Origin of the sequence: Pseudomonas sp. GCM10022186 (genome assembly GCF_042656385.1) — a bacterium.
GTDB lineage: Bacteria > Pseudomonadota > Gammaproteobacteria > Pseudomonadales > Pseudomonadaceae > Metapseudomonas.
Map to the genome: position 1 here is coordinate 46,438 of NZ_JBHSOU010000066.1, position 18,581 is coordinate 65,018.

The following is an 18,581-nucleotide window of genomic DNA, read 5'->3' on the forward strand; positions in this document are numbered from 1 at the left end:
GAATGCGCGGCAGTGCTGCAGGAGGCGATGTAGTGGAATCAACGCTCGCCTACGACGCGACCAAGCGCTAATGTGCAGCGCCAAGCGGCTCGGCTAAGCTGCACGCCAGTTCAAGGTCCCGCCCGGGATCGCCGAGACAGGATTCGATTGCCGCGGCGTCGGTTGCCGCGGACCTTGCCGGGGGCGCCAGAGGGCGCCCCGGCCCGTTATGAGGAGTAAGCATGGCTGTCTACAACTACGACGTAGTGGTGCTGGGTTCCGGCCCGGCGGGTGAAGGCGCGGCGATGAACGCCGCGAAGGCCGGCCGCAAGGTGGCGGTGGTGGACAACCGCCCGCTGGTCGGCGGCAACTGCACCCACCTGGGCACCATCCCGTCCAAGGCCCTGCGCCACTCGGTACGGCAGATCATGCAGTACAACACCAACCCGCTGTTCCGCCAGATCGGCGAGCCGCGCTGGTTCTCCTTCCCCGATGTGCTGAAGAGCGCCGAGCGGGTGATCTCCAAGCAGGTCGCCTCGCGTACGGGCTTCTATGCACGCAATCGCGTCGACGTGTTCTTCGGCACCGCCAGTTTCTCCGACGAGCAGACCGTGGAAGTGGTCTGCACCAGCGGTGTGGTGGAAAAGCTGGTGGCCAAGCAGGTCATCGTCGCCACCGGCTCGCGCCCCTACCGCCCGGCGGACGTCGACTTCAACCATCCGCGCATCTACGACAGCGACACCATCCTCAGCCTGACCCACACGCCGCGCCGCATCATCATCTACGGAGCCGGCGTGATCGGCTCCGAGTACGCCTCGATCTTCAGCGGCCTGGGTGTGCTGGTGGACCTGATCGACAACCGCGACCAGCTGCTCAGCTTCCTCGACGACGAGATTTCCGACGCCCTCAGCTACCACCTGCGCAACAACAACGTGCTGATCCGCCACAACGAGGAGTACGAGCGCATCGAAGGCCTGGAGAACGGGGTGATCCTGCACCTGAAGTCCGGCAAGAAGATCAAGGCCGACTGCCTGCTGTGGTGCAACGGCCGTACCGGCAACACCGACAAGCTGGGGCTGGAGAACATCGGCATCAAGGTCAACAGCCGTGGCCAGATCAACGTCGACCAGTACTACCGCACCGAGGTCAGCAACATCTTCGCCGCCGGCGACGTGATCGGCTGGCCCAGCCTGGCCAGTGCCGCTGCCGACCAGGGCCGCTCGGCCGCCGGCAGCGCGGTGGAGAACGACAGCTGGCGCTTCGTCGATGACGTGCCGACCGGCATCTACACCATTCCGGAGATCAGCTCCATCGGCAAGAACGAGCGCGAACTCACCCAGGCGAAGATCCCCTACGAAGTGGGCAAGGCATTCTTCAAGGGCATGGCCCGCGCGCAGATTTCCAGCGAGCCGGTGGGCATGCTGAAGATCCTCTTCCATCGCGAAACCCTGGAGATCCTCGGCGTGCACTGCTTCGGCTACCAGGCCTCGGAAATCGTGCACATCGGCCAGGCGATCATGAACCAGAAGGGCGAGGCGAATACCATCAAGTATTTCGTCAACACCACCTTCAACTACCCGACCATGGCGGAAGCCTACCGGGTCGCCGCGTTCGATGGCCTCAACCGGCTTTTTTGAGCGGCACCGGCCGGGCGCCTGAACCGGCCGGGGAGGACCCTTTCGGCGATCCGCGCCCATGGCGCTGGCCGAACCGGGAGAGCTTCTGATCAGGCCATCCTTGAATGAAAGACCGGCCCTCGTGGCCGGTTTTTCTTTGCCCTGCAGGGGGCGATGGTGGATAGAAAAGCGCTATCCACCCTACGGATTGGTTGGCACTTCGTAGGGTGGAAATCCACGAAGTGGATTTCCACCTTCAGCGCCGTGGTCAGCGTTGCAGGGTATTGGCCGCCAGGCCGGGGAAGTCGGTGATGATGCTGTCCACGCCGAAATCGGCGAGCCGGCGCATCAGGGCCGGCTCATTCACCGTCCACACCGAGACGTGCAGCCCTTCCTTCTGTGCCCGCAGCAGGCGCTCCGGCGTGCAAAGGGTCCAGTTCAGGGCCAGCAGGTTGCAGCCGTGGTGCTTGGCCACCTTGAGCGGATCGAGCCAGGCGTACTCCGCCACCAGGCCACGGGACAGCTTCGGCGTCAGCCGGTTCAGCGCGCGCAGGACTTCCCGCGAGCTGGAGGTGACGGTGACCTTGTCCATCAGTCCATGGCGTTCGGCCAGTTCCTGGATCGCCAGTACGGTACGGGCGGCGCGTAGCCTCGATGCGCTCTTCACTTCCAGCTGCCAGTGCTCGAAGTCGCAGTGCTCGAACAGGGTCGCCAGGCGGGGGATGGGGCAGGGCTGGTGCCAGCCCGGGCCGCCCAGGCGGGCGTCATAGGTCACCAGTTCCTCGGCATCGTGCTCCGCCACCTTGCCGCGCCGGCCGGTGGTGCGCTTCAGGCTGGGGTCGTGGATCACCATCAGCTCGCCGTCGCGGGACAGGTGCAGGTCCAGCTCGCAACGCTTCACGCCATGTGACAGGCATTGCCGGAAGCTGGCCAGGGTGTTTTCCGGGCATTCGCCCTTTGCGCCTCGATGGCCGTAGATCAGGGTCACTTGTATTCCCTTGGTGCTCTGGGTTGGTGGTGGCGGACGCTGTCGACGACCCGTCCGCTTTCGAAATAGACCGAGAATTCGCGGTAATCCCAGCGGCTGATGGGCGGCTTGCCCACCGCGGGATGTTCCTTGTCGGGGCGGCCGAAGCGTTCCAGCACGATGCGCTGGCTTTCGCCCCGGGCCGGCAGTGCAAGGCCCTGGTCGCCCTGGGTGCCAACCGGGATCTCGATTGTTTCAGCGCTGGCAGGCAGCGCGAGGAGCAGGCAGGTCAGCAGCAGGCCGGGGCGCATCATGCGTAAGGTCTCAGCTGGAAGGGGAGGAGCGTTCGCGGGCCAGGCGTCGCTGCTGGGCCTGCTTCTGCAGGATATGCCGTGCCAGCAACTGGCGCTGGGCATCGGTGAGGGATTCGAATTCGGTGCCGATTTCGAACTGGCCATCCTCGCGCAGCTGGTTGTGGACCACCACGGCGCGCAGCGCAAGGCCGAGTGCCTGGGGCATCAGCACCATCCTGATCGCCAGGTGGCTGCCCGGCTCGATGGGGTGCGGGCTGCCGAAGGCGATGCCGCCTTCGGACAGAGTGACCTGGCGGGCCGGACCAATGTCGCGCAGCAGGCTCTGGGCGAGCGCCTGGCCGAGCAGGTCGATACGCTTGTTGATGACCTTGAGGTAGCTGGCCAGGGTGCGGTCACGCTCGTGGATGTGCCGCAACAGGTGCTGGGATTCGAAGTCCATCAGGTGCAGTTCGCTGAGCAGGCCGAACAGCCGGGAGGGGCTGTCGCTGCTGCCTTCGTCAGCTGTTTCGCCCTGTTTCAGCGGGTGAATTTCCAGTGCGATCGAATCTTCGATGCGGTAGTATTCGCGGCGGTCATCCGCGTCTCGTGTCGACATGGCGAACCCATGGCAGCAGTGGTTGTCGAAGAGCTGTTCCGTATCTCGCGAGCCCGTTTGCAGCGCCGCATGGCTTTGCTGCAGATCATGAACGGAATTTGAGTGTAAACGCTGCTCGCCAAGCCTCGCCACAAGGACGTCCCTTCTTTCGCCAGCGAACTCCATTTCCATGTTCAGACCGCTGTCCCTGTACATAGGCGCCCGCTACACGCGCGCCAAGCGCCGCAGCTACTTCGTCTCCTTCATTTCCCTGACTTCGATGATCGGCCTCGCCCTGGGCGTGCTGGTGATGATCCTGGTGCTGTCGGTCATGAATGGCTTCGACCATGAGATGCGTACCCGTGTGCTGGGCATGGTGCCCCATGCCACGGTGGAATCCGCAGTGCCCATCAACGACTGGCGCAAGCTGGCCCAGGGCGTGGCCCGCCATGCCGAGGTGACGGCCGTGGCGCCCTATACCCAGGTCCAGGGCCTGCTGACCGCCGACGGCAAGGTGCAGAAGGTGCTGGTCAATGCGGTGGACCCGGTGGAAGAGGCCAAGGTCTCCATCATTGGCGCCTTCTTCCGCCAGGGCAGCCTGGCGGATCTCAAGGCTGGCGAATTCGGCATCGTCATCGGCGACCGTGCCGCCAGCAGGCTCGGCGTCGGCCTGGGTGACAAGGTGACCTTCGTGCTGCCGGAAGTGGCCGTGACCCCGGCCGGCGTCTTTCCGCGCATGAAGCGCTTCACCGTGGTCGGCGTCTTCCACGTGGGCGCCGGCGAACTGGATGGCTTCCTGGCCATCGCCAACCTCTCCGACGTCGCCCGCCTCAAGCGCTGGCAGCCCGACCAGGTGCAGGGCCTGCGCCTGAAGCTGAATGACCTGTTCCAGGCGCCCCAGGTGGCCTGGCAGGTCGCCGGCGAGCTCAAGGGCGAGGACTTCTACGCCCGCGACTGGACCCGCACCCACGGCAACCTCTACCAGGCGATCAAGATGGAAAAGGCCATGATCGGCCTGCTCCTGCTGCTGATCGTGGCCGTGGCCGCCTTCAATATCATCTCCACCCTGGTGATGGTGGTGACCGACAAGCGCGGTGACATCGCCATCCTCCGTACCCTGGGTGCGACGCCGAAACAGATCATGGGCATCTTCATGGTCCAGGGCACGGTGATCGGCGTGGTCGGCACCCTGATCGGCGGCATGCTGGGCATCCTCGCCGCACTCAACGTGAGCGACGCCATCGCCCTGCTGGAACGCCTCCTGGGGCACAAGTTCCTCAATGCCGACGTCTATTTCATCGACTACCTGCCGTCCCAGCTGATGGCCGAGGACGTGGTGCTGGTCTGTTCGGCCGCGCTGGTCCTGAGCTTCCTCGCCACCCTTTACCCCGCCTGGCGTGCCGCGCGCACCCAGCCAGCAGAGGCTTTGCGCTATGAGTAACAAGGCTGTCCTGAGTTGCCGCAACCTGAGCAAGAGCTACGAGGAAGGTCCGCAGACCGTCCAGGTGCTGTCCAGCGTCGAGCTGGAACTACATCCGGGCGAGCGAGTGGCGATCGTCGGCAGCTCCGGCTCCGGCAAGAGCACCCTGCTGAACATGCTGGGCGGCCTGGACACCCCGAGCAGGGGCAGCGTCTGGCTGGCCGGCGAGGAGCTGTCGGCCCTCAGCGAAACCGCCCGCGGCCTGCTGCGCAACCGCGCCCTGGGCTTCGTCTACCAGTTCCATCACTTGCTGCCCGAGTTCACCGCCCTGGAGAACGTCTGCATGCCGCTGCTGATCGGCCGCACCGCCATCGGCGAGGCGCGCCAGCGGGCCAGCGCGCTGCTGGAGCGCGTGGGCCTGGGCCATCGCCTGTCGCACAAGCCGGCGGAACTGTCCGGCGGCGAGCGCCAGCGCGTGGCCATCGCCCGTGCCCTGGTCAACAACCCGGCCCTGGTGCTGCTCGACGAGCCCACCGGCAACCTCGACCAGCACACCGCCCATAGCATCCAGGAGTTGATCCTGGAGCTCAGCCGCTCCCTGCGTACCGCCTTCCTGGTGGTGACCCACGACCCGCAGCTGGCCGGCCAGATGGACCGCGTGCTGCGCCTGGAAGAAGGCCGACTGGTGGCTGCCTGAGATGTTCAGACCTCTCCCGATCTTCATCGGCACGCGCTATACCCGCGCCAAGCGCCGCAACCATTACATCTCCTTCATTTCGCTGACCTCGATGATCGGCCTGGCCCTGGGGGTGCTGGCCATGATCGTGGTGCTCTCGGTGATGAACGGCTTCCAGAAGGAAATGCGCTCGCGCATCCTCGGCATGGTGTCCCACGCCACCCTGAGCGCCGAGCAGCCCCTGGATGACTGGCGCCGTGTGGCGGATGCCGCACTGAAACACCCGGAGGTGGTGGGTGCGGTACCCTTTGCCGAGCTGGAAGGGATGCTCTCCCACCGGGGCGTGATGCAGCCGGTGCAGATCAATGGCATCGACCCGCAGCAAGAGACCAGGGTGTCCATCATCGGCAAGCACATGGTGCAGGGCGATCTGGACGACCTGAAGCCGGGCGAGTCCGGCATCGTCATCGGCGAGATCACCGCGCGGCGCTTCCGCCTGAATGTCGGCGACAAGCTGACCCTGATCGTGCCCGAGGTGAGCAGTGCGCCGGGCGGCATCACCCCGCGCATGCAGCGCCTGAACGTGGTGGGCGTGTTCAAGGTCGGCGCCGAGCTGGACAGCTCCCTGGCGCTGATCAACATCGCCGATGCCTCGGCCATCCAGCGCCTGAAGGAGGGCCAGGTGCAGAGCGTGCGCATCGCCCTGAAGGACCTTTACCTGGCGCCCGAGGTATCGCAGCAGATCGCCGCCGAACTCGGCCAGGGCTACCGCGCCGAGGACTGGACCCATACCCAGGGCAGCCTGTTCAGTGCGATGAAGATGGAGAAGACCATGATCGGCCTGCTTTTGCTGCTGATCGTCGCGGTGGCCGCCTTCAATATCATCGCCACCCTGATCATGGTGGTGGCCGACAAGCGCGCGGACATCGCCATCCTCCGTACCCTGGGCGCCACCCCGCGGCAGATCATGGCTGTGTTCATGGTCCAGGGCAGCGTGATCGGTACCATCGGCACCCTGCTGGGCACCGTGCTGGGCATCATCTCTGCGCTCAACGTCAGCCAGTGGATCGCCGCCCTGGAACGCGCCAGCGGCCGGCAGATCTTCAGCTCCGACGTCTATTTCGTCAGCTACCTGCCGTCCGAGCTGCAGATGGGCGATGTGCTGCTGATCTGCGTGGCGGCCCTGGTCCTGAGCTTCCTCGCCACTATCTATCCGGCCTGGCGTGCAGCGCAGACCCAGCCGGCCGAGGCCCTGCGCTACGAATAGGAGGCCTTCCCGCACATGAAAACGCCGCATCGAATGCGGCGTTCTTCATTTCAGCGGCTGACTTCCCGCCGTGCTTTCTGGCGCTTGCGCCAACTGTGGCCGACCCACCAGCGCCAGTAGAGCATGGTCAGCATGTAGGCCAGGGCGCCCACCAGCACGCCGCAGACCAGCGAGCCTAGGAGGAATGGCTGCCAGAGGGTGGAAAGTTCCTGGGTGATCCATTGCCAGGTCAGTTCGTCGGGTAGGGCGCGGGGGGATATCTGCATGATCCAGGCGCCCATCTTGTAGGTGCAGTAGAACACCGGCGGCATGGTGATGGGGTTGGTCAGCCACACCAGGCCGACCGAGATCGGCAGGTTGGCGCGGACCATGATGGCCAGGGCGGCGGCCAGCAGCATCTGCATGGGAATGGGCACGAAGGCGGCGAACAGGCCCATGGCCATGGCGCGGGCGACCGAATGGCGATTGAGGTGCCAGAGGTTGGGGTCATGGATCAGTTTGCCGAGAAAACGCAGGGACTTGTGTTCCCTGATGGTGTCCGGATTCGGCATGTAGCGTTTGAAGATGCGACGCGGCATGGGCGGTCTCTGGCGGACGAAAGCGCCGGGTATTATGCACAGATGGAAATGACAGCGCCGGGTCACTTTGTGTCGGCGGATTAATGGGCGGGGTCGGCCAGGACGGCCGGCAGGGTGCGGAGCAGCGGCCCATCCTGGTTTCCGCCCCAGGGAAGGGGATTGAAATGCCCATGTTATCGGGCCTGTCCGCACTCGCGGCGGGTCTTCTTCTATTGCGCTGGATGCCGGCCTTGCCACCGGTCTGGTGGCTGGCCGCCCAGTTGCTGCTCGGGCTCCTGTTGCTCAGGGGGCGTGCCTGGCGCCTGGGGCTGTTCCTGATCGGCCTCGGCTGGGCCTGCCTGAGTGCCCAGTGGGCGCTGGACGACCGGCTGGCCCCGGAACTGGACGGCCAGGTGCGCTGGCTGGAGGGCAGGGTAGTGGGGCTGCCGGCCGCGGCCGGCGGCGTGGTCCGTTTCGAGCTGGAAGACCTCGGCGCCCGGCGTGCGCCGCTGCCGACACGCCTGCGCCTGTCCTGGCGCGATGGTCCGCCGGTCCTGGCCGGGGAGCGCTGGCGTCTCGCGGTCAGGCTCAAGCGCCCCCGCGGCCTGGTCAACCCGGCCACCTTCGATTACGAGGCCTGGCTGCTGTCGCGGCGGATAGGCGCGACCGGGTCGGTGAAGGCTGGCGAGCGCCTGCAGGCGGCCACGGGGCTTGCCGCCTGGCGCGACGGCCTGCGCCAGCGCTTGTTGCAGGTGGAGGCCCATGGCCGCGCGGGAGGGCTCGCCGCGCTGGTGCTGGGAGACGGTTCCGGGCTGCAGGAGCGGGACTGGCGTCTGCTGCAGGACACCGGCACCACTCACCTGATGGTGATCTCCGGCCAGCACATCACGCTGTTCGCCGGCGTGCTCTATGGCCTGGTGGCCGCCCTGGCGCGTTTCGGCTTCTGGCCCCGGCGCCTGCCCTGGCTGCCGTGTGCCTGCGCCCTGGCTTTCGCGGGTGGCCTGGGCTACGGGCTGCTCGCGGGTTTCGATGTACCGGTGCAGCGCGCCTGCGTGATGATCGCGGTGGTGCTGCTCTGGCGCCTGCGCTTTCGCCACCTGGGTTTCTTCCTGCCCTTGCTGGTCGCACTCTGCGCGGTGACGCTGGCCGAGCCTCTGGTGGTCTTGCAGCCGGGCTTCTGGCTGTCGTTCGGTGCGGTCGGGCTGCTGATCCTGGCCTTCGCCGGCCGCCTGGGCGCCTGGCGCTGGTGGTGGACCTGGTGGCGCGCCCAGTGGGTCATGGGCCTGGGGCTGGCGCCATTGCTGCTGGCCCTGGCCTTGCCGATCAGCCTCAGCGGGCCCCTGGCCAATCTGCTGGCGGTGCCCTGGGTCAGCCTGGTGGTGCTGCCGCTCGGCCTGCTGGGTACCTTGTCGCTGCCTGTTCCCATGCTCGGCGAAACCCTGCTCTGGCTGGGCGGAGGTGCCCTGGAGCTGCTGTTCCAGGTGCTGGCCTGGGCGGCGGCACGCCTGCCGGCCTGGATACCGGCCGAGGTGCCCTTTTGGGCCTGGTTGCTGGGTGCCCTGGGAACCCTGCTGCTGGTCGCGCCGGCCGGCTTGCCGTTGCGCACCCTGGGCCTGGCGCTGCTGCTGCCGATGCTGTTCCCACCCCTGCAGCGTCCCGCACCCGGCCAGGCGGAAATCCGCGTGCTGGATGTGGGGCAGGGCCTGTCCATCCTGGTGCGCACCCGCGAGCACGCGCTGCTCTACGATGCCGGGCCGCGCCAGGGCGACTTCGATATCGGCGAACGGGTGGTGGTGCCGGTCCTGCGTGGCCTGGGGGTGACACGACTGGACCTGATGCTGATCAGCCATGCCCATGCCGATCATGCCGGTGGCGCCCTGGCGGTCAGCCGGGGGCTGGAGGTCGAACGGGTACTCGGCGGCGAGCCCGACAGTCTGGCGGGAGCGCTGGGCGCGGCGCCGTGCACGGCCGGAGAGGCCTGGACCTGGGACGGGGTGAAGTTTCTCGTCTGGCACCGGCCCTGGCCCGGCGACAGCAATGAGAGCTCCTGCGCGCTGGCCGTCGAGGCCAATGGCGAACGTATCCTGCTCAGTGGGGACCTGGGCGCCCGTGGCGAAGCGGCCTGGATCGCCAGTGGCCAGCCGCTGGCGGCACGCTGGCTGGTGGCGGGGCACCATGGCAGTCGCACCTCCACCACCGGCTTCTTCCTCCGTGCCGTGGCGCCGCAGCAGGTGCTGATATCGCGTGGCCACCAGAATGCCTTCGGGCATCCGCATCCGTTGGTCGTTTCGCGCATCCGCGCCGTGCCGGCGGAGATTCACGATACGGCCCGGGAGGGGGCCCTGCTGGTGCGTCTCGGTGCCCATGGCGAGGTTGAAAAAGAACGGGAAAAGTCCGTGTTCTGGAGGGAAAAATGAGAACGGCGCCGGTCGGCGCGGGTCTGACCCTGTGCTAGAGTGGCGCCACTTTTTTGAAGGGGATTTCCTACCGTGTGGGAGTTGGTCAAAGCCGGTGGCTGGATGATGCTGCCGATCATTCTGTGTTCCATCGCCGCCACTGCGATCATTGCCGAGCGCCTCTGGACCTTGCGTATCAGCCGGGTCTCGCCGCCCCACCTGCTGGGTCAGGTCTGGCGCCAGATCAAGGACAAGCAGCTGAGCGGCCAGAAGCTCAAGGAGCTGCGTGCTTCGTCGCCCCTGGGAGAGGTGCTTGCCGCTGGCCTGGCCAACTCCAAGCATGGCCGCGACATCATGAAGGAATGCATCGAGGAAGCCGCCAGCCGGGTCATCCATGAGCTGGAGCGTTATCTCAACGCCCTCGGCACCATCGCCGCCATGGCGCCGTTGCTGGGCCTGCTGGGCACCGTGTTCGGCATGATCGACATCTTCGGCGGCTTCATGGAAAACGGCATGGCCAATGCGCCGATACTCGCCGGCGGTATCGCCAAGGCGCTGGTGACCACTGCGGCCGGCCTGATCGTGGCCATTCCGGCGGTGTTCTTCCATCGCTATCTGCTGCGTCGCGTCGACGAGCTGGTGGTGGCCATGGAGCAGGAGGCGATCAAGCTGGTGGAAGTGGTCCAGGGTGATCGCGAAGTCGACTTCGTAGAGGAAGGCAAAGCGTGAAGTTCCGCCGCCGGGCGGGCAATGTCGCCCGCGAAGAGGTGTTCCTCAACCTCACATCGTTGATCGACGTGATCTTCGTGTTGCTGCTGTTCTTCGTGGTGACCACCACCTTCAGCAAGCCCAGCCAGCTGAAGATCGAGCTGCCCGAGGCCGTGAGCGGTACCCCGCCCGAGGAAACCCAGCTCAAGAGCCTGGAGCTCGCCATCGCCGCCGACGGCCAGTACTCGCTCAATGGCCAGAGCCTGGTGAAGAGCGACCTGGCGACCCTGATCGCCGCCCTGGGCCGCGAGTCGGAAGGCGACAACAGCCTGCCGCTGGTCATCACCGCCGACGCCCGTACCACCCACCAGTCGGTGGTCACCGCCATGGATGCCGCCGGCAAGCTGGGCTTCAGCCATCTGCGCATGACGACCGTCGAGGCCGACGCGGCCAAGCAACCCTGATGGCCTTCTCCGACCGCCTGCTGGATGCCTGGTACCGGGGCCACCCGGCCCTCGGCCTGCTGGGGCCGCTGGAATGGCTCTACCGGCGGGTGGCCGAGCGCAAGCGCGCCGCCTTCCTGGCGGGGCAGGGCGACAGCTTCCGCCCGCCGGTTCCCTTGATCGTGGTCGGCAATATCACCGTCGGCGGCACCGGCAAGACACCCATGATTCTCTGGCTGATCGAGCATTGCCGCGCGCGCGGATTGCGCGTGGGGGTGGTCAGCCGCGGCTACGGCGCCAAGCCGCCGCAGCTACCCTGGCGGGTGCGTGCCGAACAGCCCGCCGAACAGGCCGGCGACGAGCCACTGCTGATCGTCCAGCGCAGCGGCGTGCCGCTGATGATCGACCCGGACCGTTCCCGCGCGGTGCAGGCCCTGCTGGCGCAGGAGGAGCTGGACCTGATCCTCAGCGACGACGGCCTGCAGCATTACCGCCTGGGGCGTGACCTGGAGCTGGTGCTGATCGACGCCGCCCGCGGCCTGGGCAATCGCCGCTGCCTGCCGGCCGGCCCGCTGCGCGAGCCGCCGGAGCGCCTGGACTCGGTGGATGCGGTCCTGCGCAACGGCGCTGAAAGCGATTCCGACGAAGGCTTCGCCTTCACCCTGCGACCGAGCGCGCTGGTCAACCTGCAGAGCGGCGAGCGCGCCGGCTTGCAGCGTTTCCCGGCGGGGCAGGAGATCCACGCGGTGGCCGGCATCGGCAACCCGCAACGTTTCTTCAGAACCCTGGAGGCGCTAAACTGGCGGCCGATTCCGCACCCCTTCGCCGATCACGCGGTATACGACCGGGAGGCTCTCAGCTTCACGCCGCAGCTGCCGGTGGTCATGACCGAGAAGGACGCGGTGAAGTGCCGGGCCTTCGCGGCTGCTGACTGGTGGTACCTGGCGGTGGATGCCGTGCCGTCGTCGGCCTTCGTCGCCTGGTTCGACGGGCAGCTGGCCCGCCTGCTGCCTGACCGCTTCTAACCTACGTGGCCCCCGGGCCGACGTCCCAAGGATTTCCCATGGACCCGAAACTCCTCGATATTCTCGCCTGTCCCCTGTGCAAGGGCCCGCTGAAGCTGGCCGATGACAAGAGCGAACTCATCTGCCGGGCCGATGCCCTGGCCTTCCCGGTGCGCGACGGCATCCCGGTGATGCTGGAAGGCGAGGCCCGTACCCTGAACGTCGACGAGCGCCTGGACAAATGACCCAGGCCTTCACCGTCGTCATTCCTGCCCGATACGCCTCCACCCGCCTGCCGGGCAAGCCCCTGCAGGACATCGCCGGCAAGCCGATGGTCCAGCACGTCTGGGAGCAGGCGCGCCGCAGCGCCGCCCAGCGTGTGGTGGTGGCCACCGACGATGCGCGCATAGTCGAGGCCTGCCAGGCGTTCGGCGCCGAGGTGCTGCTGACCCGCGCGGATCACAACTCCGGTACCGACCGCCTGGCCGAGGTGGCCAGCCAGCTGGGCCTGGCCAGTGACGCCATAGTGGTCAACGTGCAGGGCGACGAGCCGCTGATCCCGCCGGCCATCATCGACCAGGTGGCGGTGAACCTCGCGACCCATCCGGAAGCCGGCATCGCCACCCTGGCCGAGCCGATCCGGGAGGTCCAGGCGCTGTTCAACCCCAACGTGGTGAAAGTGGCCGCCGATCGGAATGGCCTGGCCCTGACCTTCAGCCGCGCACCCTTGCCCTGGGCCCGCGATGCGTTTGCGGTCAGCCGCGAACAGCTCCCGGCGGACGTGCCCTATCGCCGCCATATCGGCATCTATGCCTACCGCGCCGGCTTCCTCCACGACTTCGTCGCCTGGGGCCCATGCTGGCTGGAGAATACCGAGTGCCTGGAGCAGCTGCGCGCGCTCTGGCATGGCGTGCGCATCCATGTGGCCGACGCCCTGGAAGCGCCGCCTGCCGGTGTCGATACCCCGGAAGATCTCGAGCGCGTCCGGCGCCTGCTGGGGGCCTGATGCGAGTCCTTTTCGTTTGCCTCGGCAACATCTGCCGTTCGCCCACCGCCGAAGGCGTGCTGCGGCACAAGCTGCGTGACGCGGGCCTGGAAGGGGCGGTGCTGGTGGATTCCGCCGGCACCGGCGACTGGCACGTGGGCAAGGCCCCGGACGCCCGTACCCGGGTGGCTGCCCAGCGCCGTGGCTACGACCTTTCGCAGCTGCGGGCGCGCCAGGTGGCCGTCGACGACTTCGGCCGTTTCGACCTGATCCTGGCGATGGACGAAAGCAACCTGGCCCACCTGCGCCGGCTGCGCCCTGCCGTGGCCGCCGCCGAGCTGGACCTGTTCCTGCGCCGCTACCAACTGGCCCTGGATGAGGTGCCCGATCCCTACTACGGTGGTGAACAGGGCTTCGAGGCGGTGCTCGACCTGGTGGAGCAGGCCTGTGATGCGCTGATCCTGGAAATCAAGGGGCGGTTGTGAGTCTGGTCCTGCAGGAAAACCTGTCCCTCAAGCCCTACAACACCTTCGGCGTGGACGTGAAGGCGCGGCTGTTCGCCGAAGCCCGGGATGACGTCGAGGTGCGCGAGGCACTTGTCCTGGCCGCCGATCGTAGCCTGCCGCTGCTGGTGATAGGCGGTGGCAGCAACCTGCTGCTGACCCGTGATGTGGACGCCCTGGTGCTGCGCATGGCCAGCCGCGGCATTCGTCTGCTGGCCGACGATGGCGTGAAGGTCGTGCTGGAGGCCGAAGCGGGCGAACCCTGGCATCCCCTGGTGCTCTGGACCCTGGAGCAGGGGCTGGGCGGCCTGGAGAACCTCAGCCTGATCCCCGGCACCGTGGGTGCCGCGCCCATGCAGAACATCGGCGCCTATGGCGTCGAGCTCAAGGACGTGTTCGCGGGCCTCACCGCCCTCGACCGGGAAACCGGCGAGCTGCGCGAGTTCGGCCTGGAGGACTGCCGGTTCGCCTACCGCGACAGCCTGTTCAAGCGCGATGCCGGTCGCTGGCTGATCCTGCGGGTGCGCTTCAATCTCAGCCGCGCCGCACAGCTGCATCTGGACTATGGCCCGGTGCGTCAGCGTCTGCGCGACGAAGGTATCGAGGCGCCTACGCCGAAGGACGTCAGCCGCGCCGTCTGCTCCATCCGCAGCGAGAAACTGCCGGACCCGATGGAGCTGGGCAACGCCGGCAGCTTCTTCAAGAACCCCCTGGTCAGCGTCGCGCTGGCGGAGCGGCTCAAGTCCCAATATCCCGATCTGGTGGCCTATCCCCAGGGCGATGGCCTGGTGAAGCTGGCCGCCGGCTGGCTGATCGAGCGCGCAGGCTGGAAGGGCTTCCGTGACGGCGATGCCGGCGTGCATCGGCTGCAGGCCCTGGTGCTGGTGAACTACGGCGCCGCCACCGGCAGCCAGCTCCATGAGCTGGCCCAGCGCATCCGTGCGGATATCGTGGCGAAGTTCGGGGTTGAGCTGGAGATGGAGCCGAATCTGATTTGATCGGGATTCGTCAGAGGAAGCGAGAACCGGCCTGATGGCCGGTTTTTGGTGATGGCCGGTTGGGGGCGAGGCCTTCGTTGTAGGGGCGAATTCATTCGCCAAGGGCGGCGAAGCTGCCCCCTGCAATCTCCCGATGGCAGACCTTCGGCCTGCTTGGCGAATGAATTGGCTATGTCTGCGTTAAGTGTTGCTAGAACCGCCCGGGCCAAGCTGATTATCGAGCGGTCGGTGAGTCTCTGTTTCGCCTCCCGGCGAGTTTCTTTTGGCAGTCGCCCCAAAAGAAACCAAAAGGGCTTGCCCCGGCATCCGGGTCCGGCTTCGCCGGACTCCCCTCGCTCCATCGTTGCGCCGGGGGCCCGGCGTGAGGGGCCATCCCTGGCCCCGCACGCCTCTCGCGGCATCCATGCCGCTCGTCCCCCTCTGCAACGATTCCGCTCGGCCTCCTGACGGGGCGGAGTCGTGGCCCCACCGCTGCGGCACAGGTTCAGGCAATGATCAGGCATCAGGATTGCTGCGTCCTGTCAGGCGCGAGTCACCCCTCTCCACTTCAGGGGTGAAGAGGCACGCTTTCGGAAGCACCGCTTCCGGTGCCGATGAACGCCTGAGCGCGAAGCGATCAGGCAGGGGCGCAGGGCGGGGGCCGGGGGAGAGGGAGGCGTCAGGCGGATACGAAGACCTGAAAGCCCCGTACTAGAGGCTTCTGTTAAGTCCTGCAACAGCTAATGCAGACATAGCCAATGAATTCGCCCCTACAGAAAAGCAGTTCGCCCCTTTCCCACAAAAAAGCCCCGCATCGCGGGGCTTCTCCAGAGCTGCCGAACCTCAGCGGTATTCGCAGAGGTAAGCGGTGTCCTGAGCCACCTTCAGCTGGAACTTGCTGTTGGCCGGAACGGTGAACTTGCTACCGGCGGCAAAGGTTTCCCAGCTGTCGCTGCCCGGCAGTTTCACGGTCAGGGCGCCGGCGATGACGTGCATCACTTCCAGCTGGCTGGTGCCGAATTCGTATTCGCCAGCGGCCATGACACCGATGGTGGCCGGGCCTTCGGTCATGCCGAAGGCGATGGATTTGACGGTGCCGTCGAAGTATTCGTTGACCTTGAACATGCTGGGCTCCTGGATGGGGTTGGAAAGGGGCCGACAGTATGCCCAAGGCGGGTTGCAGCGTCACTAGCTCCCGCTCAATCAGGCTGGCAGCACCAGGGGCAGCAGGCGCGCAGTGTTGCGAGCGTCCTCCAGGGCGCGGTGCTGCTGGCCCTGGAAGTTCAGGCCGGCCAGCTGCAGGGCGGTGTGCAGGCCCACGGCGCGCTTGAGTTGGCGCACCTCGGCGAAGCGTTGCTTGAGATTGAGGTGGGGGACGGCGGCCAGCAGGCTGTCCAGGCCGTGGAGCTGCCATTCCTGTTCCAGCTGGCGGCGGTCGTAGTCGCCCCAACTGGCCCAGCCCGCCAGGCGCGGGCGGTGGTGGCCGAGCCAGCGTTCGAAGGCCGGCCAGACCTGGGGCAGGCCGGCGGCTGCGTCCACGTCGGACTGGCTGATGTGGGTGAGCTGGCGGCAGAAACCGGTCAGGCAGGGGCGTCGCGCCGGGCGCACGAAACGCTGGAAGTGGTCCACCTCATGGCCGTCGGCGCGGACCAGGCTGGCGCCGATTTCGATGATTTCCATTTCTTCCAGCGGCCAGCCACCCTCTTCGGTAGTGGCTTCCAGGTCGATGACCAGCCAGTGCGGCATTTTGTTCTCCTTGGCAGGGGGAGCCGGTCGGGCCAGCCTGGAGCGAGTATGGAGGTGCTTTCGCAGGGCGGCAAACTGCGTGTTAGGCTTTTCCGCAGGTCGACGAAGGAGAACAACAATGGCTGAAGTAGCGTTCATCGGTTTGGGGGTGATGGGCTTCAACATGGCCGGGCACCTGGCCTGCGAAGGACATTCGGTGCGGGTCTACAACCGTTCGCCGGCAAGGGCCGAGCTCTGGTGCGACGAGTTCGGTGGCGACGCGTTTCCCACGCCGCGGCAAGCGGCGGAAGGGGCGGAGTTCGTGATGGTCTGCGTCGGCAACGACGACGACCTGCGTGCCGTGCTGCTGGGGCCGGACGGCGCCTTCGCCGGCATGGCACCCGGCTCGGTCCTGGTGGACCACACCACGGCCTCGGCGGACGTGGCGCGGGAGATGGCGACCCTCGCCGCCGAGCGCGAGCTGGGCTTTCTCGACGCGCCGGTTTCCGGCGGCCAGGCCGGTGCCGAGGCGGGCATGCTGTCGGTGATGGTGGGGGGCGAACAGGCGTTCTACGACCGGGCTGCGCCGGTGATCGACAGCTACGCCAAGATGATTCGCCGCATGGGGCCGGTGGGCAGCGGCCAATTGACCAAGATGGTCAACCAGATCTGCGTCGGCGGCCTGTTGCAGGGCCTGGCCGAGGCGCTGCACTTCGCCCAGTGCGCCGGGCTGGATGCCCAGGGCGCCATGGAGGTGATCAGCAAGGGCGCCGCCCAGTCCTGGCAGCTGGAACACCGCCACCAGACCATGCTTGAGGGTTCCTTCGATTTCGGCTTCGCCGTGGACTGGATGCGCAAGGACCTGTCCATCGTGCTGGACGAGGCGGCGCGCAATGGCGCGCAGCTGCCGGTGACGGCGCTGGTGGATCAGTTCTACGCCGAGGTCCAGGCCATGGGCGGCGGCCGTTGGGACACTTCGAGCCTGATCGCTCGGCTGAAAAAGCCTGCGGAAAAGGAAGGCTAGGCCGCCGAGCAAAGGCCAGGCTAGGAAGAAATCGGCGAAGACGCGGAGTTAACGACTGTTAATGAGCACTACTCGCTTCGCTCGCCCTTCGGGCCGCGCTGAAGCGCGTTAGCCGCAAGCGGCTTTCTGAGCCGATTTCTGACGACGCATGGTCGAAGCGCAGGCGAGCCTAGCTGCGGAAGATGAAGTAGACGGCGCCCAGCAGGCACAGCCCCGCCCACAGGTAGTCCAGCTTCAGCGGCTGCTGCATGTACAGCACGCTGAAGGGGACGAAGATGGCCAGGGTGATCACTTCCTGCATGATCTTCAGCTGGCTGACCGAGAGTTCGGTGTAGCCGATGCGGTTGGCCGGCACCATGATCATGTACTCGAACAGGGCGATGCCCCAGCTGATCAGCGCCGCAATCATCCAGGGCTTGGTATTGAGCGTCTTGAGATGGCCATACCAGGCGAAGGTCATGAACACGTTGGACAGGGACAGCAAGGCTAGGGTTTGCAGCCAGACGGGCATGATCGGGAAGGCTCTGGGTTTTGCGGAGCGCGAAGCCTAATGGGTGCCGCTACGCGAGGGAAGGGGGGAACCATGGCGTTCTGGCGGGTACTGGGATTTCTGCTGCTGGTGCTGCTCGGGGTGGCCATCGCGACGTTGCGTGGCGTCGAGCACTGGCGCAAGCAGCCGGTGGGCGCGCAGCTGCGCCTGCCGCCCGCATTCGCGGTAGCGCGGGATTTCGACTTCGGCCGCTATCGCCTGGCCTGGCGTGGCCAGGGATTCGTGGTGCATCCGCAGGGGCGGCCGGAGAAGGTGCTCTGGGGGGCCGAGGGCGGTTTTCTGGCCGCGGGCAGGGGGCGTGCCGAAGGCGAGCGGCGCCAGCGAAGCGGGGTGCTTCGCGACAGGCGCGAGCTGCTCTGCCGGGAGCAGAGCCTGGAGGCCTTCGAGCGCCTGGGCGCCCGACTGCTGCTGAAGGGGCGTCTGCGTTGTGCCGACGGTAGCCTGAGTGGCTATGTGCTGGCGCTGGAGGACGATGGCGAACGGGGCCTGGTGCTGTCCCTGGCCCTGGAGTCGCCGCAACTCAACCGCCTTTACCTGGCCTGGCGTCGGGAGCCGGATGAGCGGATCTTCGGTTTCGGCGAGGTTTCCGGTGGTGTCCACGACATGTCCGGTCGCCTGCTGGCGGTACCGCCGGCTGGCAGTCGCGCGGCGGAGGAAGGCGGCGTCCCGGAGCCCCAGCCGTTCTACGTCACCTCCCGTATGCGCGCGTTCCACAGCCGGTCCGGTGCCTACCAGCTATTCGACCTGCGCGACCCGCGGCGGGTGGGGCTGGAGGTCCACGAGGGCCGGCTCAGCGCGAATATCTACAAGGGCGACAGCCTGGAGGAGCTGCGTGCGCGCCAGGCTTCGGTGGTCGGGGTCGTGCCAAGGGTGCCTCCCGCCAAGTAAAATGCGCA

21 protein-coding genes are annotated in these 18,581 nt (G+C 66.7%); 14 read left to right on the forward strand and 7 right to left on the reverse strand.

Going from position 1 to position 18,581, the window contains the following annotated elements; translation table 11 throughout:
- The first annotated feature begins 221 nt into the window (after nt 1–221).
- The gene (sthA, locus tag ACFPU0_RS23445; protein WP_377695689.1) at nt 222–1,616 is read left to right on the forward strand and encodes a Si-specific NAD(P)(+) transhydrogenase; all 1,395 of its coding nucleotides are present in this window, start codon (nt 222–224) and stop codon (nt 1,614–1,616) included.
- A gap of 247 nt (nt 1,617–1,863) precedes the next feature.
- Here the strand turns inward: sthA and ACFPU0_RS23450 are convergent, their stop codons facing one another.
- Genes ACFPU0_RS23450 through ACFPU0_RS23460 form a run of 3 tightly spaced genes read right to left on the reverse strand, consistent with a single transcriptional unit; the run spans nt 1,864 to nt 3,471 of the window.
- The gene (locus ACFPU0_RS23450; protein ID WP_377695690.1) at nt 1,864–2,583 is read right to left on the reverse strand and encodes a glycerophosphodiester phosphodiesterase; all 720 of its coding nucleotides are present in this window, start codon (nt 2,581–2,583) and stop codon (nt 1,864–1,866) included.
- A complete protein-coding gene (locus tag ACFPU0_RS23455; protein WP_377695691.1) occupies nt 2,580–2,876 on the reverse strand; it encodes a phosphodiesterase in 297 nt (98 codons plus the stop codon). Before ACFPU0_RS23455 ends, ACFPU0_RS23450 begins: the two co-directional genes overlap by 4 nt.
- Nucleotides 2,877–2,886: 10 nt before the next feature.
- Nucleotides 2,887–3,471: a PilZ domain-containing protein gene (locus ACFPU0_RS23460; RefSeq protein WP_377695692.1), complete on the reverse strand. Its 585-nt coding sequence runs from the start codon at nt 3,469–3,471 to the stop codon at nt 2,887–2,889.
- Between the two features lie 169 nt (nt 3,472–3,640).
- On the opposite strand from ACFPU0_RS23460, the gene ACFPU0_RS23465 reads away from it, so the two are divergent.
- The 3 genes from ACFPU0_RS23465 to ACFPU0_RS23475 are packed head-to-tail and all read left to right on the forward strand — an operon-like array spanning nt 3,641 to nt 6,813.
- Nucleotides 3,641–4,891, forward strand: coding sequence for a lipoprotein-releasing ABC transporter permease subunit (locus ACFPU0_RS23465; protein ID WP_377695693.1), 1,251 nt, complete (start codon nt 3,641–3,643; stop codon nt 4,889–4,891).
- Complete coding sequence (lolD, locus tag ACFPU0_RS23470; protein WP_377695694.1) at nt 4,884–5,567, forward strand: lipoprotein-releasing ABC transporter ATP-binding protein LolD; 684 nt, start codon at nt 4,884–4,886, stop codon at nt 5,565–5,567. Before ACFPU0_RS23465 ends, lolD begins: the two co-directional genes overlap by 8 nt.
- A gap of 1 nt (nt 5,568) precedes the next feature.
- Nucleotides 5,569–6,813: a lipoprotein-releasing ABC transporter permease subunit gene (locus ACFPU0_RS23475; protein WP_377695695.1), complete on the forward strand. Its 1,245-nt coding sequence runs from the start codon at nt 5,569–5,571 to the stop codon at nt 6,811–6,813.
- Nucleotides 6,814–6,863: 50 nt separating this feature from the next.
- On the opposite strand, the gene ACFPU0_RS23480 is transcribed toward ACFPU0_RS23475, so the two are convergent.
- Entirely contained in the window at nt 6,864–7,391 is a 528-nt protein-coding gene (locus tag ACFPU0_RS23480; protein ID WP_377695696.1) for a DUF2062 domain-containing protein, read from the reverse strand.
- Nucleotides 7,392–7,561: 170 nt separating this feature from the next.
- Between ACFPU0_RS23480 and ACFPU0_RS23485 the strand changes: the two genes are divergently transcribed.
- From ACFPU0_RS23485 to murB, 8 genes are all read left to right on the forward strand, one after another.
- Nucleotides 7,562–9,787 (forward strand): DNA internalization-related competence protein ComEC/Rec2, encoded by a 2,226-nt coding sequence (locus tag ACFPU0_RS23485; RefSeq protein WP_377695929.1) that lies wholly within the window; start codon nt 7,562–7,564, stop codon nt 9,785–9,787.
- Between the two features lie 72 nt (nt 9,788–9,859).
- The gene (locus tag ACFPU0_RS23490; RefSeq protein ID WP_377695697.1) at nt 9,860–10,495 is read left to right on the forward strand and encodes a MotA/TolQ/ExbB proton channel family protein; all 636 of its coding nucleotides are present in this window, start codon (nt 9,860–9,862) and stop codon (nt 10,493–10,495) included.
- On the forward strand, nt 10,492–10,938 hold the full coding sequence (locus ACFPU0_RS23495; RefSeq protein ID WP_377695698.1) for an ExbD/TolR family protein: 447 nt from the start codon (nt 10,492–10,494) through the stop codon (nt 10,936–10,938). The genes ACFPU0_RS23490 and ACFPU0_RS23495 overlap by 4 nt, the downstream gene beginning before the upstream one ends.
- Nucleotides 10,938–11,942: a tetraacyldisaccharide 4'-kinase gene (lpxK, locus tag ACFPU0_RS23500; protein ID WP_377695699.1), complete on the forward strand. Its 1,005-nt coding sequence runs from the start codon at nt 10,938–10,940 to the stop codon at nt 11,940–11,942. Before ACFPU0_RS23495 ends, lpxK begins: the two co-directional genes overlap by 1 nt.
- Before the next feature lie 38 nt (nt 11,943–11,980).
- Entirely contained in the window at nt 11,981–12,166 is a 186-nt protein-coding gene (locus tag ACFPU0_RS23505; protein WP_377695700.1) for a Trm112 family protein, read from the forward strand.
- Nucleotides 12,163–12,927, forward strand: a complete 765-nt coding sequence (gene kdsB, locus ACFPU0_RS23510) for a 3-deoxy-manno-octulosonate cytidylyltransferase (protein WP_377695701.1) — start codon at nt 12,163–12,165, stop codon at nt 12,925–12,927. Before ACFPU0_RS23505 ends, kdsB begins: the two co-directional genes overlap by 4 nt.
- Complete coding sequence (locus ACFPU0_RS23515) at nt 12,927–13,391, forward strand: low molecular weight protein-tyrosine-phosphatase (protein ID WP_377695702.1); 465 nt, start codon at nt 12,927–12,929, stop codon at nt 13,389–13,391. The genes kdsB and ACFPU0_RS23515 overlap by 1 nt, the downstream gene beginning before the upstream one ends.
- Entirely contained in the window at nt 13,388–14,407 is a 1,020-nt protein-coding gene (gene murB / locus ACFPU0_RS23520; protein ID WP_377695703.1) for a UDP-N-acetylmuramate dehydrogenase, read from the forward strand. The genes ACFPU0_RS23515 and murB overlap by 4 nt, the downstream gene beginning before the upstream one ends.
- A gap of 822 nt (nt 14,408–15,229) precedes the next feature.
- On the opposite strand, the gene ACFPU0_RS23525 is transcribed toward murB, so the two are convergent.
- Together ACFPU0_RS23525 and ACFPU0_RS23530 are read right to left on the reverse strand one after the other, a co-directional pair.
- A complete protein-coding gene (locus ACFPU0_RS23525) occupies nt 15,230–15,511 on the reverse strand; it encodes a pyrimidine/purine nucleoside phosphorylase (RefSeq protein ID WP_377695704.1) in 282 nt (93 codons plus the stop codon).
- A 78-nt stretch (nt 15,512–15,589) separates the two neighbouring features.
- Nucleotides 15,590–16,132, reverse strand: coding sequence for an exonuclease domain-containing protein (locus ACFPU0_RS23530; RefSeq protein ID WP_377695705.1), 543 nt, complete (start codon nt 16,130–16,132; stop codon nt 15,590–15,592).
- Between the two features lie 118 nt (nt 16,133–16,250).
- Between ACFPU0_RS23530 and ACFPU0_RS23535 the strand changes: the two genes are divergently transcribed.
- On the forward strand, nt 16,251–17,135 hold the full coding sequence (locus ACFPU0_RS23535) for an NAD(P)-dependent oxidoreductase (protein WP_377695706.1): 885 nt from the start codon (nt 16,251–16,253) through the stop codon (nt 17,133–17,135).
- Between the two features lie 169 nt (nt 17,136–17,304).
- Here ACFPU0_RS23535 and ACFPU0_RS23540 read toward each other — a convergent pair whose 3' ends face one another.
- Nucleotides 17,305–17,646 (reverse strand): DMT family protein, encoded by a 342-nt coding sequence (locus tag ACFPU0_RS23540; RefSeq protein ID WP_377695707.1) that lies wholly within the window; start codon nt 17,644–17,646, stop codon nt 17,305–17,307.
- A 72-nt stretch (nt 17,647–17,718) separates the two neighbouring features.
- On the opposite strand from ACFPU0_RS23540, the gene ACFPU0_RS23545 reads away from it, so the two are divergent.
- Complete coding sequence (locus tag ACFPU0_RS23545) at nt 17,719–18,573, forward strand: hypothetical protein (protein ID WP_377695708.1); 855 nt, start codon at nt 17,719–17,721, stop codon at nt 18,571–18,573.
- Nucleotides 18,574–18,581 lie beyond the last annotated feature (8 nt).